Below are 19,601 nucleotides of genomic sequence, written 5' to 3'. Positions count from 1 at the left end.
GGAGCTTACATCAGTAAGTGACTGGGGTGAGCGAGCGCAGCCAACGCTGCTGCAACTTGAAGCATCAAGGCAATGAGGATTTGATGAGAAGAGTGATAACAACACTGGCCATCCTGTTAGTGGTGGTCGTAGCGGGCATGACGGCACTGGTGTTGCTGGTCAATCCCAACGACTTTCGTACCTATATGGTGCAGCAGGTTGAGCAGCGCAGTGGTTATCAGCTTCAGGTGAGCGGCGATCTGCGCTGGCATGTCTGGCCGCAGCTGAGCATCCTTGCCGGGCGCATGAGCTTAACCGCACCCGGTGCCACACAGCCAATGGTGACAGCCGATAATATGCGGCTGGATGTCAATCTTTGGCCGCTGTTATCACATCAGCTCAGCGTCAGCCAGGTGATGTTAAAAAATGCCATTATCCGTGTGACGCCCGAAAGCGACGCGCAGAAGCCAAGCGGTGCGCCGGTGGGGCCGAGCGACGCGGAACCGGTCAGTAGCGTTAATAATGGCTGGTCATTCAATATTGGCAAACTGCGTCTGGCAGACAGCCTGCTGATTTGGCAACAGCAGGGCGGCGATGAGTACAACTTCCGCGACCTCAATCTCAACCTCGATCAGGATGCCAGCAAGCAGGCGAATATCGAACTCGCTACGCGTGTCTCGCGCAACCAGCGCAACTTCAGCGTAAATCTCAAAGGGCAAATGAATGTGGCGCAGTATCCACATCGTCTGGTTGGACAGTTGAGTGAGCTGAACTATGCGCTGGACGGTGCCAATCTACCGCCGCAGGGGATTAAAGGGACCTTGAGCGCTCAGGGCGAATGGAACGGCGATAACCAGCACTTCTCACTGCAAAACATGCAGCTTACCGCCAATGACAGTGCGCTAGACGGCAACGCTGAGGGGCGTTTGGCATTACCGCAGCAGCTCAATCTGGCGCTGCATGCCACCACGTTAAATCTCGATAATTTGATGGCCAGCGCGCCCGCGACTGACAGCAGCACCACACAGCACGCCAGCGTTATGCGGACCCCGGTGATCGCCGAGCCGCGCATGCGCGATAACAGTGACTCGCCGCTTAATCAAATGGATCTGATGCTCAACCTCACCGCAGATAGCAGCGTGTGGCGCGGCTTAACGCTCACCAGTTTACAGATCGACGCCAGCAATCAGCAGGGGTTAATGACGCTGAGTAAGCTGCAGGGGAAATTCGGTGAAGGCCATTTCTCTCTGCCGGGAACGGTCGACATTCGCAATCCGGTGACGCAAGTCACGCTGCAGCCAGAACTGGAGAACATCGCGATTGCGCCATTGCTCAAAGCGTTAGAGCTGCCGGAAACTTTACAGGGTACCATTTCTCTGCAGGGCGATCTCAGCGGAGCAGGCTTGAGCATTGAAGAGGGCAAACGCAACTGGCAGGGCAGTGCAGATCTGGAAGCGGCCAATCTGCAACTGGCACAGCTGAATCTGCAGCAGATGGTGCGTCGTGCGGTGGCGCGCGTCAGTAATCGCGTAACTAACGATCAGCCTGACGATCAGGGCATTCAGCAGTTGAGCGGAAGAGTCAGCCTTAAGCAGGGCATTATCTCTATGCCGGACTTGCAAGGTGGCAACAGTCGCCTGGCGGTACAAACTAAAGGCAGTGTCGATCTGGTGAAACAGCAGCTGGACGTCACCGTCAATATGATGCTGCGCGGCTGGAAGGGTGACGATAAGCTCGCCAATTTGTTGAATCAGCAAACTATTCCGCTGCGCATGTATGGCGGATGGAATAATTTGCAGTATTCGTTACCGGTGGATGATGTGGTGCGTCAGCAGCTGCAGAACCAAGCTAAATCCCGCCTGAATGAATGGCTGGATCGCCAGCAACCGCCGAAGCAGCCGTAACAATATTCGTAGAGTTGCCATTGGTGGCGACCTGGTGTGCATTAATGCGCACCCTACAATGGGCCGGTGCGAATGTTGTAGAGGCGCCATTGGTGGCGACCTGGTGCGCATTAATGCGCACCCTACAATGGGCCGGTGCGAATGTTGTAGGGTCGCCATTCATGGCGACCTGGTGCGCATTAATGCGCACCCTACCAAATATTCCACCTTGTTATATCGATGCCACCGGCACAATCTCTACCTTCTGCACGCGGTGGTTTTCCACCTGAAGCGTCCGCAGCAAATAATCGCCAATCTGTAACTCTTCCCCTTCCTGCGGCACATGCTGCAGGCTATCCATCAGTAATCCCGCCAGCGTGTGATAATTACGTTTCTCATCCAGCGGCAGGCGCACATAAACCGCTAAATCCTCCAGCGGCATATGTCCATTCGCCACCCAACCCCCATCTGGCAGCGGCTGTATATCGTAGCGCGCGTCCACTTTTTCCCCTTCAATAGGCAGATTACCCGCAATGGTTTCCATGAGATCGCTCAGCGTAACCACCCCTTCGACCGATCCAAACTCATCGACCACGAAGGCAAAATGAGTACGAGCATTGCGGAACTGCTCCAGCGCTTGCAGCAGCGTAACGCGCTCAGGGAAGATCAACGGTTGGCGAACCAACGCGCGTAAATCCAGTGATTTGGTATGCAGTGATTGATGAAGCAGATCAATGACGTGTACCACGCCAAGCGGGTCGCGTCCCTGCTCGGTAATAAGAATGCGCGTATGTTGATTACGATCAAGCTTGGCCATAATCTCCGCGGGATCTTCGCTGAGGTCGATGTGTTCAACGTCATGGCGCGAGGTCATGATGCTATTAATCTGCCGCTGGCCCAGTCCCAGCACGCGCGCAATCATGCGTCGCTCCTGACGATTAAACAGCGCGCCTTCTTCGCTGTCGCCCACTAATGAAGCGGTATCGGCATCCAGTTCTGCGCGCTGTGCCTCGCCACGCAGAATGCGCAACACCGCTTCCGATGTGCGTTGGCGCAGCGGGCGGCCTGCAGAGAGATAACGACGGCGATTGAAAATTGCCAGCTGGTTAAGGATCTCTATCAATATTGAGAAGCCGATAGCGGCGTAGAGATAGCCCTTTGGAATAATGAAACCCACACCTTCTGCCACCAGGCTGAAACCAATCATCAGCAGGAAACTCAGGCAGAGAATCACAATGGTGGGATGGCCATTGATGAAACGCGTTAACGGCTTGCTCGCCAGCAACATCAGCAATATCGCGACGGTGACGGCGGCCATCATCACCGGTAGCTCATTCACCATGCCAACGGCCGTGATCACCGAATCCAGAGAGAAAATGGCATCCAGCACCACTATTTGCGCCACCACCGGCCAGAATTTAGCACCGCTCTTATTTTGACCCGTTTCCTCATCACCGCCTTCAAGGCGGCTGTTCAGCTCGGTAGTGGCTTTATAAAGAAGAAAGAATCCTCCGGCGAGCAGCAGCAGATCGCGCGCGCTGAAGTCGTGTTGCCACAGCGTTAACAGCGGTTGAGTCAGCGTAACCAGCCAGGAAAGTGAGGCGAGGAGCGCTAAACGCGAGATCAGCGCAAGCAGCAGGCCAAATATGCGCGCCCGATCGCGCAGCGTCGGCGGCAACTTTTCTACGAGGATGGCAATGAAAACCAGGTTATCAATGCCCAATACCAACTCCAGAACGATTAGCGTTACTAATCCAGCCCAGAGCGATGGATCAACGATCCACTCCAACATGTGTTAATCACCTTAATGTCTAGGGGTTGAGCTTTATCTGATGATAGTGAATCGTCGAAGAGGGTACAAATACCTTCCAGCGCGTTGAATCCGCGCAATAGGTCAAGCATGCACAATATTCATGTTGGTTGTCCGCGAAAGATAAGACGAAAGTATGGATAAACAACGCAGCAAAGTGAAGGCCACTATTATTTCTTATCCACAGCTAAGCACGTGCATTTTTAATGCAAAATAATGATGCGGGGAGTATCGAATTAATCTGAATTTTAGCGGGGAATGGCCTGAAAGCGCTGGCACCAATACTTATCGCTGGTAGTCTTTTTCCTAAAATAGTGCAGGGAAGACGGGGCCTACTTGTAAACAAGCCAGTAATAACTAGTATAGCAACGTGTTAGTAAATGTCTGCGCCAATGTTGTTAATAGCGTGCTCTTCAGCCTCCTAATGTTGTGAATTGTGATCGCACGCGGACCACGGCCAGTAATTAGCGCATAAATGCCGCATAAAACAGGCTGTAAATAGGATGATGAAAGCGGCATTGGCAGCGACAGCCAAGGGCGGTAGCGTGCCTAAAGCGCGTTTTTACTCGGTAATAAAGTCTGTCACTGTGGCAAGGGAAGTCAGACTAATCTGTTGGTATTAATCATAATTCTCTTGCTTACTAAAGTAAGAATTGGTTTGGCCTCAGAGAATTTGCCGCAGATTGCCTCAACGAATGCAGCGAATATATCGCTCATTTATTAAACAGCATTGAGGCGTTAGGGATTAGAGAAATAATATAAAAGAGTTAAATATGCGCGATAACGAAATTACATATAAAAGTCTTCTGACCAAAATTTTACTGGCGTGCTCGGATTTAATTTGTTTCAACGCGGCGTTGTTTATTGCTATGGCGCTGATTAATTCGTTCACCGACTCACCATTGGCAGATATATCTGAAAAATATCTGCAGTTAAAAATAGCCACGCACATTGCGCTGTCGGTTATTTGTGTAGGCTGGTTCTGGGTTCGCCTGCGTCATTATACCTACCGCAAGCCATTCTGGTTCGAGCTTAAAGAGATCTTTCGTACCATTCTTATATTTTCTGTCATTGATTTGTCAATTTCAGCACTTTCACAATGGCAAATGTCTCGCTTCGTCTGGGTCACTACCTGGATCCTGGCGCTGATTCTCCTGCCGCTGGCGCGTGCCATCTCCAAGCGCGTGCTGAATCATTACGGCATGTGGAAGAAGCAGACCATCATTATCGGCAGCAGCCGCAATGCACAGGAAGCCTGGCAGGCACTGCAGAGCGAAGAAGTGATGGGCTTTGATGTCATTGCCTTTTTCGACGTGGACAAAAGCTGCCCACAAGCCAGCATTTCGGGCGTGCCGGTGCTGCACAACGAGCAAGAGCTGTGGCAGCTGACCAACAGTGAAACCCAATTCATCGTCGCGGTGGAGTTTGAGCAGAGCCAACATCGCGATCACTGGCTGAAAACCTTAGCCATGCATAATTGCCGTTCCGTATCGGTGATCCCCACGCTGCGCGGCGTACCGCTTTACGGCACTGACATGGCCTATATCTTCAGCCATGAAGTGATGATTCTGCGTGTGAATAACAACCTGGCGAAGCGCACCTCGCGTTTCCTCAAGCGCACTTTCGATATCGTCGGCGCGCTGAGCATCATCCTGGCGTTGTCCCCGGCGTTACTGGTGCTTGGCTTTATGGTGGGTCGCGATGGTGGACCGCCTATTTATGGTCACGAACGTGTGGGGCTCAACGGCCGCAAATTCAAATGCCTGAAATTCCGCTCAATGGTGATCAACTCGAAAGAGGTGCTGGAAGAAGTACTGCGTACCGATCCGGTGGCGCGCGCCGAGTGGGATAAAGACTTCAAACTGAAGAACGATCCGCGCATTACCAAAGTCGGCCATTTCATCCGTAAAACCAGCCTGGATGAGCTGCCGCAGCTGTGGAACGTGGTGCGTGGCGATATGAGCCTGGTCGGCCCTCGCCCGGTGATTGAAGATGAACTCTGCCGTTATGCCGGTGATGTCGATTATTACCTGATGGCGAAACCAGGCATGACGGGATTGTGGCAGGTTAGCGGTCGTAACGACGTTGACTATGAAACGCGCGTCTATTTCGACTCGTGGTATGTCAAGAACTGGTCGCTGTGGAACGATATTGCGATTCTGTTCAAGACGGTTGGCGTAGTACTCAAACGCGATGGCGCCTATTGATAGACAGCGGGGCAGGGGACGGATGTGGCGTCCTCGCCTATAAACTGCCGGCGCTGGGCGTGTCGTTATAAAAACAACTGCCGTCAATGCGCCTGATTAAACGGGTTATTTGCCGGCTGATGAATTACCCACTTTAATTGATGTCGTCTTATGGCACGGTGACAACATAAAACCAAGGGAGCGCATAATAATGACCCACAGTTTCAGTGTTTAACCCGTCACATTAATTTTTTGTAAGACGCTTACACAGCGGGCGATTTCGCCTCTATCAATCATTAACTGATAGCGAAGAATCAGATGATAATGAAAACTAAATTGATACCTTTACTGGTATCCGCGACTTTTCTCTCCGGATGTACCATTGAGCCGGGTTCTCACCTTTCCACCAGTGGAAAAGATGTCATTGAGCAACAGGATAGCAACTATGACATCGACAAATATGTAAACGTCTTCCCGCTCACGCCGCGTCTGGTTGAGCAGATGCGTCCGAAGCCATTGGTCGCGCAGGCTAACCCGCTGCTGCAAAATGAAATCCAAAGCTATGAATATCGCATCGGTGTGGGCGACGTGCTTAACGTCACCGTTTGGGATCACCCCGAGCTGACCACCCCAGCCGGTCAATACCGTAGCGCCAGCGACACCGGTAACTGGGTACAGGCCGATGGCAGCATCTTCTACCCGTATATCGGTAAAGTGCGCGTAGCCGGTCGTACCGTGACAGAGATCCGCACCGAGATGGCGCGCCGTCTGGCACAGTTCATCGAGAGCCCGCAGGTTGACGTTAACGTAGCCTCGTTCCGTTCGCAGAAAGCCTACATCACCGGTTCTGTGACGACGTCGGGACAACAGCCGATCACCAACGTACCGCTGACCGTACTGGATGCCGTGAACGCCGCAGGTGGCTTAGCCGCCGACGCTGACTGGCGCAACGTGGTGCTGACGCACAACGGTAAAGAACAACGTATTTCGCTGCAGGCGCTGATGCAAAACGGCGACCTGAGCCAGAACCACTTGCTTTATCCGGGCGATATCCTTTACGTACCTCGTAACGATGACCTGAAAGTCTTCGTGATGGGTGAAGTGAAGCAGCAGTCAACGCTGAAGATGGACCGCAGCGGCATGACGCTGGCTGAAGCACTGGGCAACTCGCAGGGTATGGATCAGACCACCTCTGATGCTACCGGCGTGTTCGTAATTCGTCCGATTCGCGGCGCCAATCGCACTAAGATTGCCAACATCTATCAGCTGAACACGAAAGATGCGGCATCCATGGTGATGGGTACCGAATTCCAACTGGAGCCGTACGACATCGTCTACGTCACCGCCACCCCAATTACCCGTTGGAACCGTGTGATTTCAGGTCTGCTGCCGACCATCGTCGGTGTAGACGACGCCAGCTCCGCGGCACTCCGTTTCCGCACCTGGGGTAACTAAGGTTTCGCCATGATTAAGTCCGTGTTAGTCGTCTGCGTCGGCAACATTTGCCGCTCCCCTACCGGGGAGCGTCTGTTCAAACGCGCACTTCCGAATATCCGGGTTGCTTCTGCAGGGCTGGGCGCTCTGAAAGGTTATCCGGCCGATCAGACCGCGCTTGATGTGGCCGCCGAACACGGCGTGTCGCTCGAGGGCCATCAGGCACAACAGTTAACGGCCAGCATGTGCCGTGACTTTGACCTGATTCTGGTGATGGAAAAGCGTCATGTTGAGCAGGTGAATCGCATCGATCCAGCCGCACGCGGAAAAACCATGCTGCTTGGGCACTGGCTCAACCAACAGGAAATTGCGGATCCGTACAAAAAAAGTCGCGAGGCCTTTGAAGAGGTCTACGGGTTACTGGAAAACGCTACCCAGAAATGGGTCAACGTATTAAGCCGATAGTTGGGATTATCCATGAATATCAAAAACAAGGTTATGACCGCGCCAAAGGAAGATTCGAATGGATGGGATCTGGCGCATCTTGTGGGACAGCTGATTGATCATCGCTGGATCATTGTTGCCGTTACCGCATTCTTTATGCTGGTGGCGACCCTCTACACACTGTTTGCCACGCCAATCTACAGCGCTGATGCCATGGTGCAGGTTGAGCAGAAGAACACCGCCTCGGTTCTGAACGAGCTGCAGGATGTATTGCCGACGACGCCAGCTTCCGATACCGAGATTCAGATTGTTGAATCCCGCATGGTAATTGGTAAAACGGTTGCCGACCTCGGTCTGGACACGGTGGTGCAGCAAAAGTACTTCCCGGTGATTGGTAAAGGTATGTCGCGCCTGATGGGCAACAAACCGGCGCAAATCGCTATCTCACGTCTGGAAATTCCGCAGTCTATCGACAAACGCACCGTGCAGCTGGAAGTGACTGGCCCAGAAACCTACACCGTCACCAACAATGGCGACGAGCTGTTTAAAGGTCGGGTTGGACAACTGGAAAACCACGGCGACGTGACCATGTTGGTCAGTGGTATTCAGGCGGACGAAGGCACCAGCTTCAACGTAACGAAACTCAGCGAACTGCAGGCGATTAAAAACGTTCTGGGTGCACTGACCGTGGCGGATAAAGGCAAAACCACCGGCGTCCTTGGTCTGGAGTATCAGGATGAAGATCCAGAGCAGGCCAGCCGCGTACTGAACCAGATCGTTAACAACTATCTGCTGCAGAACGTTGAGCGCAAATCAGAGCAGGCAGAGAAGAGCCTTGAGTTCCTGCGCACTCAGCTGCCACAGGTGCGTAGCAACCTGGATGAGGCTGAAGATAAGCTGAATACGTTCCGTCGTCAGAATGAGTCAGTGGATATGTCGCTGGAAGCCAAATCGGCACTCGACTCTTCTGTGAGCGTGCAGAGCCAGCTGAACGAACTGACCTTCAAAGAAGCGGAAGTTTCGCAGCTGTTCACCAAAGATCACCCAACGTACCGCGCCCTGCTGGAAAAACGCAAAACGCTGGAAGATGAGCAGGCAAAACTGAATAAACGCATTTCAGGTATGCCACAAACTCAGCAAGAGATTCTGCGTCTGACGCGTGATGTGCAGTCAGGTCAGGAAATCTACATGCAGCTGCTGAATCGTCAGCAGGAGCTGGGCATCAGTAAAGCCAGCACCGTCGGTGATGTGCGTATTATCGATGGCGCCGAAACGGCCGGTAGCCCGGTGGCACCGAAGAAGCCGCTGATCATCGCTGCTAGCTTGATTCTCGGCTTGATGCTCTCTGTAGGTCTGATTCTGCTGAAAGCGCTGTTCCACCACGGCATCGAAAATCCAGAGCAGCTGGAAGAGCTGGGCATGAACGTCTATGCCAGCGTACCGCTCTCTGAATGGCAACGTAAGAAAGATACCGAAGCGTTGGCGCGTCGCGGTCATAAAGAGAAAAGTGACCCGCACAATACGCTGCTGGCGTTGGGTAATCCCACCGATCTGTCAATTGAAGCGATTCGTAGCCTGCGTACCAGCCTGCACTTCGCCATGATGGAAGCGAAAAACAACATCCTGATGATCACCGGTGCAAGCCCAGGTATTGGTAAAACCTTTATCTGTGCCAACCTGGCAACGCTGGTATCAAAAGCGGGTCAGCGCGTGCTGTTCATTGATGGTGATATGCGCCGCGGCTATACCCACGAACTGCTGGGTGCGGATAACAAATCCGGTCTGTCAAACGTGCTGTCAGGTAAAAGCGAGTTCTCGCCTGCGATGATTCAGAAAGGCGTTTACGGCTTTGACTTCCTGCCGCGCGGTCAGGTACCGCCGAACCCGTCTGAGCTGTTGATGCACCGTCGTATGAGTGAGCTGCTGGATTGGGCGAGCAAAAACTATGACCTGGTATTGATTGATACGCCGCCGATTCTGGCCGTCACCGATGCCTCTATCATCGGTAAGCTGGCCGGCACTTCGCTGATGGTGGCGCGCTTCGAAACCAACACCAGCAAAGAACTGGATGTCAGCTACAAGCGCTTTGCGCAGAATGGCATCGAGATCAAAGGCGTCATCCTCAACGCCGTCGTACGTAAAGCGACGAATGCCTATGGTTATGGCTACGACTACTACAACTACGAATACGGCAAAGAAACCAAAAGCTAAGCAGTAAACAAAGGGGGCGGTTTACCGCCCCTTTTTTATGGCAATGACGCTTTACGCCAGGTGCGCAAAAATGCGCACTCTACGTCTTGTAGAGGCGCCATACAGGGCGACCGGTGCAATTTTTATCGGGTGCATTTTGCGTCCAAACACATACACACAGCACAGTCTTAGGTATTCCCGTGATGGTACGTAAAGTCCTAATGAGAAAAGATACTAACGGCATGATTTTTCAGAGCAAAGCCGATTCCTTTCTCAGGGCCGAACGCGATACCGTTGAATCTGGAACAGCTGTTTAAGAGGTGCTGGCAATGCAGGACATCCGCTTCTCAATTGTAATTCCCGCGTATAACGCGTCGAAATCGATTGTTACGACGCTTGATTGCGTCAAAGCGCAAACCTATCGCAATTTTGAAGTCATCATTGTGGATGACAAATCGGCTGATGCAGCCGAACTGGCGCAGGTAGTACGCGGCGAGCGTTATCAGGATCTGGATATCAAACTTGAGCTGTCTGAGGTGAAACTCAACGGCGCGGGTGCCCGTAATAAAGGCATCGAATTGGCAACGGGCGATTTTATCAGCTTCCTTGATGCCGATGATGAGTGGCATCCCGATAAACTGCGGGTAGTCAGTGAAACCATCGCCAGGCTCGAGGCGCAGGGCAAGTCACGCTACGTCATCTTTAGTCAGGTGAACATCCATCAGGATGGCAGCTTCCTCAAGGTGATGCCGATGCAACCGCCCGGTAAAAACGAAACCGTGGCTGAGTATCTGTTTGGCTGTTATGGCTTTATCCAGACCAGCACCATTGTGTTGAAGCGTGAAGATGCAGCGAAAATCCAGTTTGATGCGCGTTATATCCGCCATCAGGATTACGATTTCTGTATTCGTGCCGACCGCATGGGTTATGACTTCGTGATGATCGACAAGCCGCTGGCAACGTACCATCTGGTGACCAAATTTGGTTCCAAGCACAAAGGCGAGTCGGTGAAATACTCGTTCTTCTGGCTCGATACCATGAAGCCGCATCTGACCACGCGCGATATCCATACTTATAAGGCATTCAAGCTACCGCTGCGCTACAAGATGGATGGCAAATCGCTGCAGGCCAGCCTCAGTTTCGCGCGCTACTTCTTTCTGACCAATCGTGACAATCGCGCTTACTTCATGAATCGCCTGCTCGATAAGGTCAAGTCACGCTTCACGGGTAGAAGAGCCGTTTCCTGATTCACTTATTTGACTTTCACTTGCTCCCATAACGGGGGCAATTTTTTGGTTCCTGAAACTCCGGGTAGATAAATGACAAATCATGTTGGCACCATCGGTATTGTGATGCCGATGTATAACGCGCGGAATACCGTATTGCGCGCGGTTGAGTCGATCAGCAACCAGACCTACAGCGACTGGCATCTTTACCTGATCAACGACAAATCGACCGATGATTCACTTGCTCTGGTGCGTGAACACTGTCAGGACACGCGTATCACCATCCTGGATAATGAGATGAATCTTGGTGCCGCCGAGACCCGTAACGTTGGGCTGCGCGCGGCAAAAGAAGAGATCATCGCGTTTCTTGACAGCGATGATGAATGGCACGTGGAAAAGCTGGCGGAGCAGGCTGCGGCCATCGCCGCTGGCGACGATTTTGTGATTACGCACTATCACTACAAAACCAAAACCGCCGATCACGACATTACTTACAGCAAACCCTACCTGCAGCAGGAAAACTTCGTGAAGAAGCAGTATCGCGTGTGCTTCTCATCGGTGTGTTTCCGCCGTCCTCCTCAAGGCATCTTCTTCCAGCGTAAAGGTCACGAAGATTTCCTGTTCCTCTATGAATTGTTCCAGCGCTACAAACAAGCCCGCGTGATCCAGAACATCCTGGTCAACTATTACGAGCTGGGTGATTCCCTGTCACGTAACAAGAATAAAGCGGCGAAGTGGCACCTCGAACTATTAAGAATTATCTATAAAAACAATCCGTTAAAAGTATATTACTATTACACGTGGTACATGGTGAACGGGGTTCTTTTCGCTCTGAAGCATCGTTGATACCCGGCATCCTTCACGCTGCAACTGCGTTGGCTGCGCACGTCCACCCCAGTCACTTACTGAAGTAAGCTCCGGGGGATGGTCGCACTTGCCGCCTTGTTGCAGCACGAATGATTTGGGTCTCAATTAAACAGTCGTTTGAGGTGGAAAGGATTAATGAAAAAGATCGTTTTGGTGATTAAAGATGCCTACTCGTATGCGGGCACGGAAAACATCTGCAACTTTATGTCTGAGTGCCTCGGCGAACAGCATGACGTCACCATTTACTCGTTGGAAGGCAGCGGCAAAACCTTTTATCCGTTTGAACGGGTGAAGAAGATTGTCAGCTTTGAAGGCCACAGCAACCCGATTAAAAGCGCCGTCGCTAGTATTCATCAGGAAGGCTTCGACAGCGTATTTCTGATCAGTATGGGCCGCCTGAGCGTGATGTTTGCGTTCTGGAACCTGATGGCGCTGAAGAAAAAGCGTTTTAAAGCCTATGCCTGCGAACATATCGCGATTAACTCCTTCAGCAAGCCAATCAAGTTGCTGAAATGGCTGATGCTGCGCTATTACGACCAGGTGATCGTCTTAACCGACAAAGATCATCAGGTGTTTAATCGCTGGAACATCGCCAGCCAGCAAATCCCCAATCCTGTGGTTTATAAGGCGTTTCAGCGCCAGACGCGCAGCCGCCAGGCATTAGCGGTGGGGCGTCTTGATAACCAGAAAGGATTCGACCTGCTGCTGGATATCTGGGCGGATTTCAGCAAGAAACATCCAGAGTGGACGCTGGTGATTGCCGGTGACGGTGAACTGCGTCAGCAGCTGCACGACCAGGCTGCGGCGTTGGGGATCACCAACAGCGTCAACTTTGTTGGCAAAGTCAGCAATATCAACGATTACTATCGCGAAAGCGACATGGCGCTGATGACCTCGCGCTACGAAGGCTTGCCGCTGGTGCTGCTGGAAGCGAAATCCTGGTCGCTGCCGGTGGTGGCATACGATTGCCCAACCGGCCCGCAGGAGATCATCAATCATGGTGAAGATGGTTTCCTGGTGCCGATGAATGACAAAACCCAGTTCTTAAAGCGCATGGAACAGTTGGCCAGTGATGATGCTCTGTTCTACGCGATGAGTGAAAAAACCAAAGAAACCGCGCTCAAGTTTGACGGTAACCAGATCAAACAGAGCTGGCTCGCGCTTGTTTAGCGACAACTATCGTGCCTCGGGAATCCTTTTTGGCCGTATAACCACGGGAATTGAAGCATGAAAAGAAGAGAAGTCTTGCAGACCGCAGCCTCCTCCATTGTTGCCGCGCTCTCGGTGAGTGCGTTTTCCAGCTACGCCGCAAAAAGCGGCCAACCGGCCTTAAAAGCGGTCGATCCCTCTAGCGTACCGCCGGGCGATGTACCGATTTTAACGCCAGAAAACGTTTACACCATGCCGCCACAGTTCTGGCAGAACTTTGAAGGCAAACTGTGGATTGGTAAGGCGGGTAGCGATGCCAGTCAGTCCGGTAATCAAATCCCGGTTTTCCTGCGCGACGCCAATGGCAAAGTGTCACAAATCAGCCAGCCTATCGCGCTGAATAAGGGCAACTTTGCGCAATTTATTCATGATAACGCCGCGTTAATTGCCGATCCTGCTCACTCAATGGTGGTGGAAGATAATCAGGGCAATACGCTGTTTTCCATCAGCGATGTCTCACGCCCTAATCAGAGCAACTTCAGCCAGCGTCTGGCGCAGCCGAACGGCTATCAGTTGATTGGTGAAATCCCGTCGGTCGAAGAGCTGCGCAAAACGCGTCCGCTGTTCGCCGGTGCCAAAATTAAGCTGAAAAGCTGGCACGAAGGGCTGGAAGTGGGCGGCGGCGAATTCGTTGGCACCTTCGGCGATGGCAAAGATGATGGCGGCGTGAACTTCAGCGGCAACGGGTTTACCTGGCGCCGCGTGGTAGAAGATTTTAACCGCCTGACGCTGTTTGATTTCGGTGCGATTGCCGATGGCAAAACCGATACGGCACCAGCAATTAAAGCCATGTACCAATGGTCGATTGATGCCAGCCAGCAAATCTGCGTGCAGTTCCCGGCAGGGACCTTCTTCGTCACCGAATGTGATTTTGGTGACGAAGGACGTCGCTTCTTCCGCATTTCCGGCGCCATGGTCAACTTTGGATACTTCCCGGCGACCACGCTGGTCTCGGATGGACGTTCTGAATTTTTGTTCCAGGTGAATGCGCGCTGGACCGAAATCTCCAACCTCAACTTCAACGGTAACAACGATAAGCGTCCCAACAAGCAGGGCTTGTTCCGCAATACCTGCCCGGGTGGCCAGTTCTTCCGCGGTGCCTGCTTGCGCTTCAATCAGGTCGGCGGTGTTTCGCTCAGCCTGCTGGATACGCTGGATTGTAAAATCGATCAGTGGTACGCCAACGCCTGTACGGGTGATGTGATTAAAGCCAGCTGGTCAGGACAAAAGGCGGGAGCCTGGGATCACAGCACCGCGATTGAGCTCTCTAACTTCAATGCTCAGCACTGTAAAGGCGGCATGGTGCTGAATCTGCCGCGCTGCAGCCAATCGATCATTCATAACGGCTGGATTGAACACAGTGATTTTCCTGGCGATATCTCGAACGGACAGTGGATTATTGATGCGCTGAGCATCGAGGATTGTAAGAACCCGCTCAATGCACGCAACTCGCGCCTGAATATGCGTCAGACCAATTTGCAGTCGGGCAGCTGGATTGATAACTCGCTTGAAGGCGATCGCTGGCTGAACATTTGGGAGATGGGCTCAACGCGCGTTGAATCTTACGGCGTGGCGATTGATGGCAGCCTGAAATACAACTACATCACTTCGCGATTCCGTCTGACCAACAACACCAATCAGGAAACCTGGTTTGAGTTGGGCAACTTCTATTCGCCGACGGTGGGCGATAGTTGGGAAATCGAAGTGTTTGGCCAGTCGCAGTTCAGCAACGGCACCACTAATCAGCCGTTGATGGAGGTTATCGACGGCAAAGGCACGGGTGGACGCGCGGTAATCCATCTGCAGCGCAAGAAGAGCAAAGCTGAAGCCAGCTGGTCAGCCGAAGGCAGCTCGCCTGTGGTTGAGGTGCGTATTGAGCCACGCACCGAGACCGATACCAAAGTGTTCGTCAAGCTGGCGGGCTGGACGCCGACCACCGCGGTGCTGATTAAAAGTACCGCCAAGGATCGCTTCCTGACCGGTCGCTGTGCGCGCGTGGATGCCGTGATGGACAAAGGCGCGCCGGGGAGCGGCACCCAGCAGGCTCCGCAGCGCTTTAGCCTGCACAATGGTAAAGCGGGCGTCGGTGGCAACGAGCAGGGCGATTTGCTGCTGGCATCGCGCGCGCTGAAGCCGGAACAGGTGGATACGCGTGAGCCGAAGGGATTTATTTCCGTCGTCATTAATGGTGAGCAGGTGGCTATGCCGTATTTCGCCATTAAATCGTAATCAGTGATGGATAAAACCGGTCGCCATTAATGGCGACCCTACCTTGACTCAGCATTTGATGATGGTTTTGTAGGGTGCGCATTGATGCGCACCGGATAGCAGTACCGCTGTTTAGCACTACTTTTTGGGTTTTGATCCCATTGCAGTCATTTAACACAGAGTTCACTTTGCCAGTTCGATAGTTGGCGGCTTGTAAAAATTACAAAAATTTTTCCGGAGTTTTTTTATGAAAATTTTATTGGTAGGAAACCATACCTGTGGAAATCGTGGGGATGGCGCGATTTTACGTGGGCTGATTGATTCACTCAACTCTGCGCGCGCGGATTTGCAGATCGATGTCATCAGCCGTTATCCGACAAGCTCTGGCTATTTATTGCAGCAGGATATTCAGCAGGATTCCCTGTTCCTGCATAACAGCAAATCTGGCAAGGGTTTAGTGGGCAGCCTGAAACGCAAAGTGGCGAACCGTCTGATGCCCGACATCATGATGGCGCATCTGGGAAAAGGCGGCCTGTACAAATCATTTTCGGTGCCACCGCATTTGGCGGCGTTCACTAAAAGCCTGGCGCAATATGATGCGATCATTCAGGTTGGCGGCTCGTTCTTCGTCGATCTGTATGGCGTCACGCAGTTCGACCACGCGCTCTGTGCGTTGATGGCGAAAAAGCCGCTGCATATGGTAGGCCACTCGGTGGGGCCGTTTGAAAATCCACGCGTCAACGCGCTGGCCAACTTCGTGTTCGATCGCGTCGATAGCCTGGTACTGCGCGAGGAGGTGAGCCACGATCGTCTGAAACAAGACGGCGTTACCACCAGCAAAGTGAAGAAGGGCGTCGATACCGCCTTCCTGGTGCAGGCTCGCGAAGTGGAGAATCCCAGCCACAATCTGCTGCACTGGCAGGCAATTATCAGCGCGCGCAAAACCATTGCCATCACCGTTCGTGAACTGGCGCCGTTCGATAAACGTCTTGGCGTGACGCAGAAAGAGTATGAAGCTGCCTTTGGGCGCGTCATCAATGCGATGATTGCTGAGGGTTATCAGGTGGTTGCATTTTCAACCTGCACCGGTATCGACAGCTACGCCAAAGATGACCGCATGGTGGCGCTGACGCTGCGCGATCATGTCGAGCATCCTGAGCATTACCATGTCATCATGGACGAATTCAACGACCTCGAACTCGGCATCCTGCTGAGCCATTGTCATCTGACGATTGGTACCCGCCTGCACTCTGCCATCATCTCCATGAACTTCGGTACGCCGGCCGTGGCTATCAATTATGAGCACAAGTCGCTTGGTGTGATGAAGCAGCTCGGCCTGCCGCAGATGGCCACCGATGTGCAGAGCCTAATGGATGGATCGCTCATCGATAAAGTGCAGACGGTGCTGGCCGACTACGACAATGTGAAACGCAAAGTTGATACCGCGGTGGCGCAGGAGCGTGAGATTGGCAACCGCATTACAGCAGAAATTCTCAACGTCCTGGGGTGAAGTGATGAAGCTGACCTTTTTCACCATGCGTTTTCCTGTTGCCTCTGAGACGTTTGTGCTCAATCAGGTGACGCATTTCATCGACGCAGGCTACGACGTGGAGATTATCTCCGTGTTTCCGGGTGATATGATCAATCGCCACGCCGCGTTCGATGACTACAATTTGGCAGCGAAAACCCACTATTTACTGCCGGAAGAGAAGGTATCCAACCTTGATAAGCTGACGCAGCGTATCGGTTTGATACTGCCGAAAATCACCAAGGGCGCGTTACTTAAGTCGCTAAACGTGCGCCGCTATGGCGCACAGGCCAGCAAATTACTGCTGCCGGCGATTGTCGCCAACACTAAGCAGCCTTACACCGCCGATGTTTTCCTGGTGCACTTTGGCTATGCCGGCGCGCTGGCTAATAAGCTGCGCGAACTCGGCGTGCTGAAAGGCAAACAGGCGACAGTGTTCCACGGCGCGGACATTTCACGTCGTCATATTCTTGAGGAGCATAAGCTCGACTACATCAACCTGTTCAAACAGAGCGAACTGATGCTGCCCATCAGCCACCTGTGGGAAAACAAGCTGATTGAGATGGGCTGCCCGCGGGAAAAAGTGCGCGTGACGCGCATGGGCATCGAGCCGGAGAAATTTAACTTCCGACCGCGCGACGCGTTCCATCAGCCGCTGCGTATCGTTTCGGTGGCGCGTCTGACCGAGAAAAAAGGGTTGGATGTGGCGGTGAAAGCCAGTGAAATTCTGCGCAATAACGGCGGCCAGTTCCAGTTCACCATCATCGGTAACGGCGAGCAGGATGGCATGATGCGCGAGCATATTGCGCGCGCCGGACTGCAGGAGTTCGTCACCATGCCGGGCTTTAAACCGCAGGATGAGATTCGTCAGGCGTTGAACGAAGCAGACATCTTCCTGCTGCCGTCCAAAACCGCGGCGGATGGCGATATGGAAGGCATCCCGGTGGCACTGATGGAAGCGATGGCGGTTGGCTTGCCGGTGGTGTCCACCTATCACAGCGGCATTCCCGAGCTGATTGAGAATGACGTGAGCGGCTGGCTGGTGGCGGAAAACGATCCGGACGAGCTGGCGGCGACGCTGCTGCGTTTGTCACGCGGCGATGTGGATGTGGCACCGGTGGTCGCGGCGGCGCGGCAGAAAGTGGAAACTGAGTTCAATCAGCACATCGCTTACGGTGAGCTGGCGAAAATTCTGGAGCGCATGGTGTGAGCGGATTAAAAAAACAGGCCGTTTGGCTGTTTGGTAGTACCTGTTTTGCCGCATTGCTTCAGGTGTTACAGCTCGCCGTACTGGCGCGCAAACTGGAAACCCACGAGCTGGGGTTACTGGCGATCATCAATGCGATTCTGGCGGTAGCGACCGTGCTGCAGGATATGGGCATGAGCAGCTACATCGTGCACCGTCAGGATATCAATCGCCGTGAACAGAGCACTATTTACTGGGTGAACGTCTCGCTCAGTTTTTGTACTGGCCTGATTATGCTGGCGATTGCCTATCCGGTGGCGTGGTTCTATCACCTGCCGGAACTGGTGGGGCTGATTATGCTCACCAGCCTCAACTTCCTGGTGCTGGGACATTTGTCGCAGTATCAGGCGCACTATGTGAAAACCAAACGCATGGTAACGCTGGCGAAGATTGAGATGGCCACCAAGCTGTTTGCGTTCCTGTGTACCGTAGCGATGCTGTATTTCACCTCTCTGACGGTCGCCGCAGCGATTCTTGGTCTCTTTATCAATGCCTTTACGCGCATTCTTTGCATGATCTACTTCGGCGAGAAATCGTGGCGTCCCACCTGGGAATTCGACGGCAAAACCTTTGTTAGCGCCGTGCGTTACGGCATCTATCAGCTCGGTTCGCAGACCATTAACCAGCTGCGTACTCAGGCGGATGCGCTGATCGTCGGTAAAGTGATGGGTGCGGAGATGCTGGGGATTTACTCGCTGGCAAAAGAGCTGATTCTGCAGCCGCTGAAGTTGGTTTCGCCGGTGATTAACCGTCTGGCTCTGCCGCGCTTTGCGGAGAAGCAGCAGGATCCCGAGCAGCTGAAAAAGCTGTTCCTGAAAGGCACCTTCGTCATCATGCTGTTCAGCAGCGCGATGTATCTGGCGATTGGTATCCTTTCACCGGTGATTGTGCGCGTACTATACGGCGCTTCGCACGAGCAGGTTTACCATCTGATTCCGCTGATGCTGCTGTTTGGCATGCTGCGTCCGATGGGCGGCTTAACCGGCGCGATTTCGCAGGCGAACGGGCGCACCAACGTTGAGTTTTACTGGAACATTGTGGCGAGCCTGGTGGTGGTAGCCGTTCTTGCGACGACCTATATCTGGCCGAATGTGCTGTACGTGGCGCTGACGCTGTCGATTTCGCAGGTGCTGATCTCTGCCTTCGCGCATCCGTTCTTCATCAAGCCGGTGATTGGCATTCGCTTTTTGCCTTATGCGCGCCAGTGGGTATCGGTATCGGTGGTGTTCGTTGGCCTGATGATGCTGGTGAACCACTTCAACCTGTTTATTATGCCGGAGTGGTTTGAAGGCATATTGTAGTCATCAACTTCAAACACGCGCGATGAATCGCGCCGCTACAGCTGACGCAACATTTTCACGGTCCGTAGCGGCGCCATTTATGGCGCGATG

The 19,601-nt window shown here is 53.0% G+C and carries 13 protein-coding genes; 12 read left to right on the top strand and 1 reads right to left on the bottom strand.

The genetic code is table 11. The features are described from left to right. Window positions 1-83: 83 nt before the first annotated feature. On the top strand, window positions 84-1,883 hold the full coding sequence (gene asmA, locus ACIP6T_RS08680) for an outer membrane assembly protein AsmA (protein ID WP_400456423.1): 1,800 nt from the start codon (window positions 84-86) through the stop codon (window positions 1,881-1,883). A 211-nt stretch (window positions 1,884-2,094) separates the two neighbouring features. Here the strand turns inward: asmA and ACIP6T_RS08675 are convergent, their stop codons facing one another. Then, entirely contained in the window at window positions 2,095-3,654 is a 1,560-nt protein-coding gene (locus tag ACIP6T_RS08675) for a TerC family protein (RefSeq protein WP_400456421.1), read from the bottom strand. Window positions 3,655-4,445: 791 nt separating this feature from the next. Here ACIP6T_RS08675 and wbaP point away from each other — a divergent pair. The 11 genes from wbaP to ACIP6T_RS08620 all read left to right on the top strand — a co-directional run bounded on the left by wbaP (window position 4,446) and on the right by ACIP6T_RS08620 (window position 19,511). Continuing rightward, window positions 4,446-5,879: an undecaprenyl-phosphate galactose phosphotransferase WbaP gene (gene wbaP / locus ACIP6T_RS08670; RefSeq protein WP_097096707.1), complete on the top strand. Its 1,434-nt coding sequence runs from the start codon at window positions 4,446-4,448 to the stop codon at window positions 5,877-5,879. Window positions 5,880-6,182: 303 nt separating this feature from the next. Then, window positions 6,183-7,313 (top strand): polysaccharide export protein, encoded by a 1,131-nt coding sequence (locus ACIP6T_RS08665; protein ID WP_097096708.1) that lies wholly within the window; start codon window positions 6,183-6,185, stop codon window positions 7,311-7,313. Between the two features lie 9 nt (window positions 7,314-7,322). Beyond that, window positions 7,323-7,757, top strand: coding sequence for a protein tyrosine phosphatase (locus ACIP6T_RS08660; protein ID WP_097096709.1), 435 nt, complete (start codon window positions 7,323-7,325; stop codon window positions 7,755-7,757). Window positions 7,758-7,769: 12 nt separating this feature from the next. Next, the gene (wzc, locus tag ACIP6T_RS08655; RefSeq protein WP_400456418.1) at window positions 7,770-9,947 is read left to right on the top strand and encodes a tyrosine-protein kinase Wzc; all 2,178 of its coding nucleotides are present in this window, start codon (window positions 7,770-7,772) and stop codon (window positions 9,945-9,947) included. A gap of 308 nt (window positions 9,948-10,255) precedes the next feature. Beyond that, a complete protein-coding gene (locus ACIP6T_RS08650; protein WP_400456416.1) occupies window positions 10,256-11,173 on the top strand; it encodes a glycosyltransferase family 2 protein in 918 nt (305 codons plus the stop codon). A 72-nt stretch (window positions 11,174-11,245) separates the two neighbouring features. Further along, entirely contained in the window at window positions 11,246-11,998 is a 753-nt protein-coding gene (locus tag ACIP6T_RS08645; RefSeq protein ID WP_097096712.1) for a glycosyltransferase family 2 protein, read from the top strand. A 156-nt stretch (window positions 11,999-12,154) separates the two neighbouring features. Next, window positions 12,155-13,189 carry a glycosyltransferase family 4 protein gene (locus ACIP6T_RS08640; protein ID WP_097096714.1) on the top strand — a complete coding sequence of 345 codons (1,035 nt, stop codon included), beginning with the start codon at window positions 12,155-12,157 and terminating at the stop codon, window positions 13,187-13,189. Between the two features lie 57 nt (window positions 13,190-13,246). Continuing rightward, a complete protein-coding gene (locus tag ACIP6T_RS08635) occupies window positions 13,247-15,457 on the top strand; it encodes a phage tailspike protein (protein WP_097096715.1) in 2,211 nt (736 codons plus the stop codon). Between the two features lie 226 nt (window positions 15,458-15,683). Further along, complete coding sequence (wcaK, locus tag ACIP6T_RS08630; RefSeq protein ID WP_097096716.1) at window positions 15,684-16,946, top strand: colanic acid biosynthesis pyruvyl transferase WcaK; 1,263 nt, start codon at window positions 15,684-15,686, stop codon at window positions 16,944-16,946. A gap of 4 nt (window positions 16,947-16,950) precedes the next feature. Then, the gene (locus ACIP6T_RS08625; RefSeq protein ID WP_097097680.1) at window positions 16,951-18,174 is read left to right on the top strand and encodes a glycosyltransferase; all 1,224 of its coding nucleotides are present in this window, start codon (window positions 16,951-16,953) and stop codon (window positions 18,172-18,174) included. After that, the gene (locus ACIP6T_RS08620) at window positions 18,171-19,511 is read left to right on the top strand and encodes an MOP flippase family protein (RefSeq protein ID WP_400456412.1); all 1,341 of its coding nucleotides are present in this window, start codon (window positions 18,171-18,173) and stop codon (window positions 19,509-19,511) included. Before ACIP6T_RS08625 ends, ACIP6T_RS08620 begins: the two co-directional genes overlap by 4 nt. Window positions 19,512-19,601 lie beyond the last annotated feature (90 nt).

The sequence above is a fragment of the Pantoea sp. NPDC088449 genome (assembly GCF_044753225.1).
In the GTDB taxonomy this organism is placed as follows: domain Bacteria; phylum Pseudomonadota; class Gammaproteobacteria; order Enterobacterales; family Enterobacteriaceae; genus Pantoea; species Pantoea floridensis.
This window is presented reverse-complemented; position numbering and strand designations above follow the sequence as displayed.

Coding starts and splice junctions, on each gene's coding strand:
- asmA (WP_400456423.1), top strand. CDS start 84: ATGAGAAGAGTGATAACAACACTGGCCATCCTGTTAGTGGTGGTCGTA.
- ACIP6T_RS08675 (WP_400456421.1), bottom strand. CDS start 3,654: ATGTTGGAGTGGATCGTTGATCCATCGCTCTGGGCTGGATTAGTAACG.
- wbaP (WP_097096707.1), top strand. CDS start 4,446: ATGCGCGATAACGAAATTACATATAAAAGTCTTCTGACCAAAATTTTA.
- ACIP6T_RS08665 (WP_097096708.1), top strand. CDS start 6,183: ATGAAAACTAAATTGATACCTTTACTGGTATCCGCGACTTTTCTCTCC.
- ACIP6T_RS08660 (WP_097096709.1), top strand. CDS start 7,323: ATGATTAAGTCCGTGTTAGTCGTCTGCGTCGGCAACATTTGCCGCTCC.
- wzc (WP_400456418.1), top strand. CDS start 7,770: ATGAATATCAAAAACAAGGTTATGACCGCGCCAAAGGAAGATTCGAAT.
- ACIP6T_RS08650 (WP_400456416.1), top strand. CDS start 10,256: ATGCAGGACATCCGCTTCTCAATTGTAATTCCCGCGTATAACGCGTCG.
- ACIP6T_RS08645 (WP_097096712.1), top strand. CDS start 11,246: ATGACAAATCATGTTGGCACCATCGGTATTGTGATGCCGATGTATAAC.
- ACIP6T_RS08640 (WP_097096714.1), top strand. CDS start 12,155: ATGAAAAAGATCGTTTTGGTGATTAAAGATGCCTACTCGTATGCGGGC.
- ACIP6T_RS08635 (WP_097096715.1), top strand. CDS start 13,247: ATGAAAAGAAGAGAAGTCTTGCAGACCGCAGCCTCCTCCATTGTTGCC.
- wcaK (WP_097096716.1), top strand. CDS start 15,684: ATGAAAATTTTATTGGTAGGAAACCATACCTGTGGAAATCGTGGGGAT.
- ACIP6T_RS08625 (WP_097097680.1), top strand. CDS start 16,951: ATGAAGCTGACCTTTTTCACCATGCGTTTTCCTGTTGCCTCTGAGACG.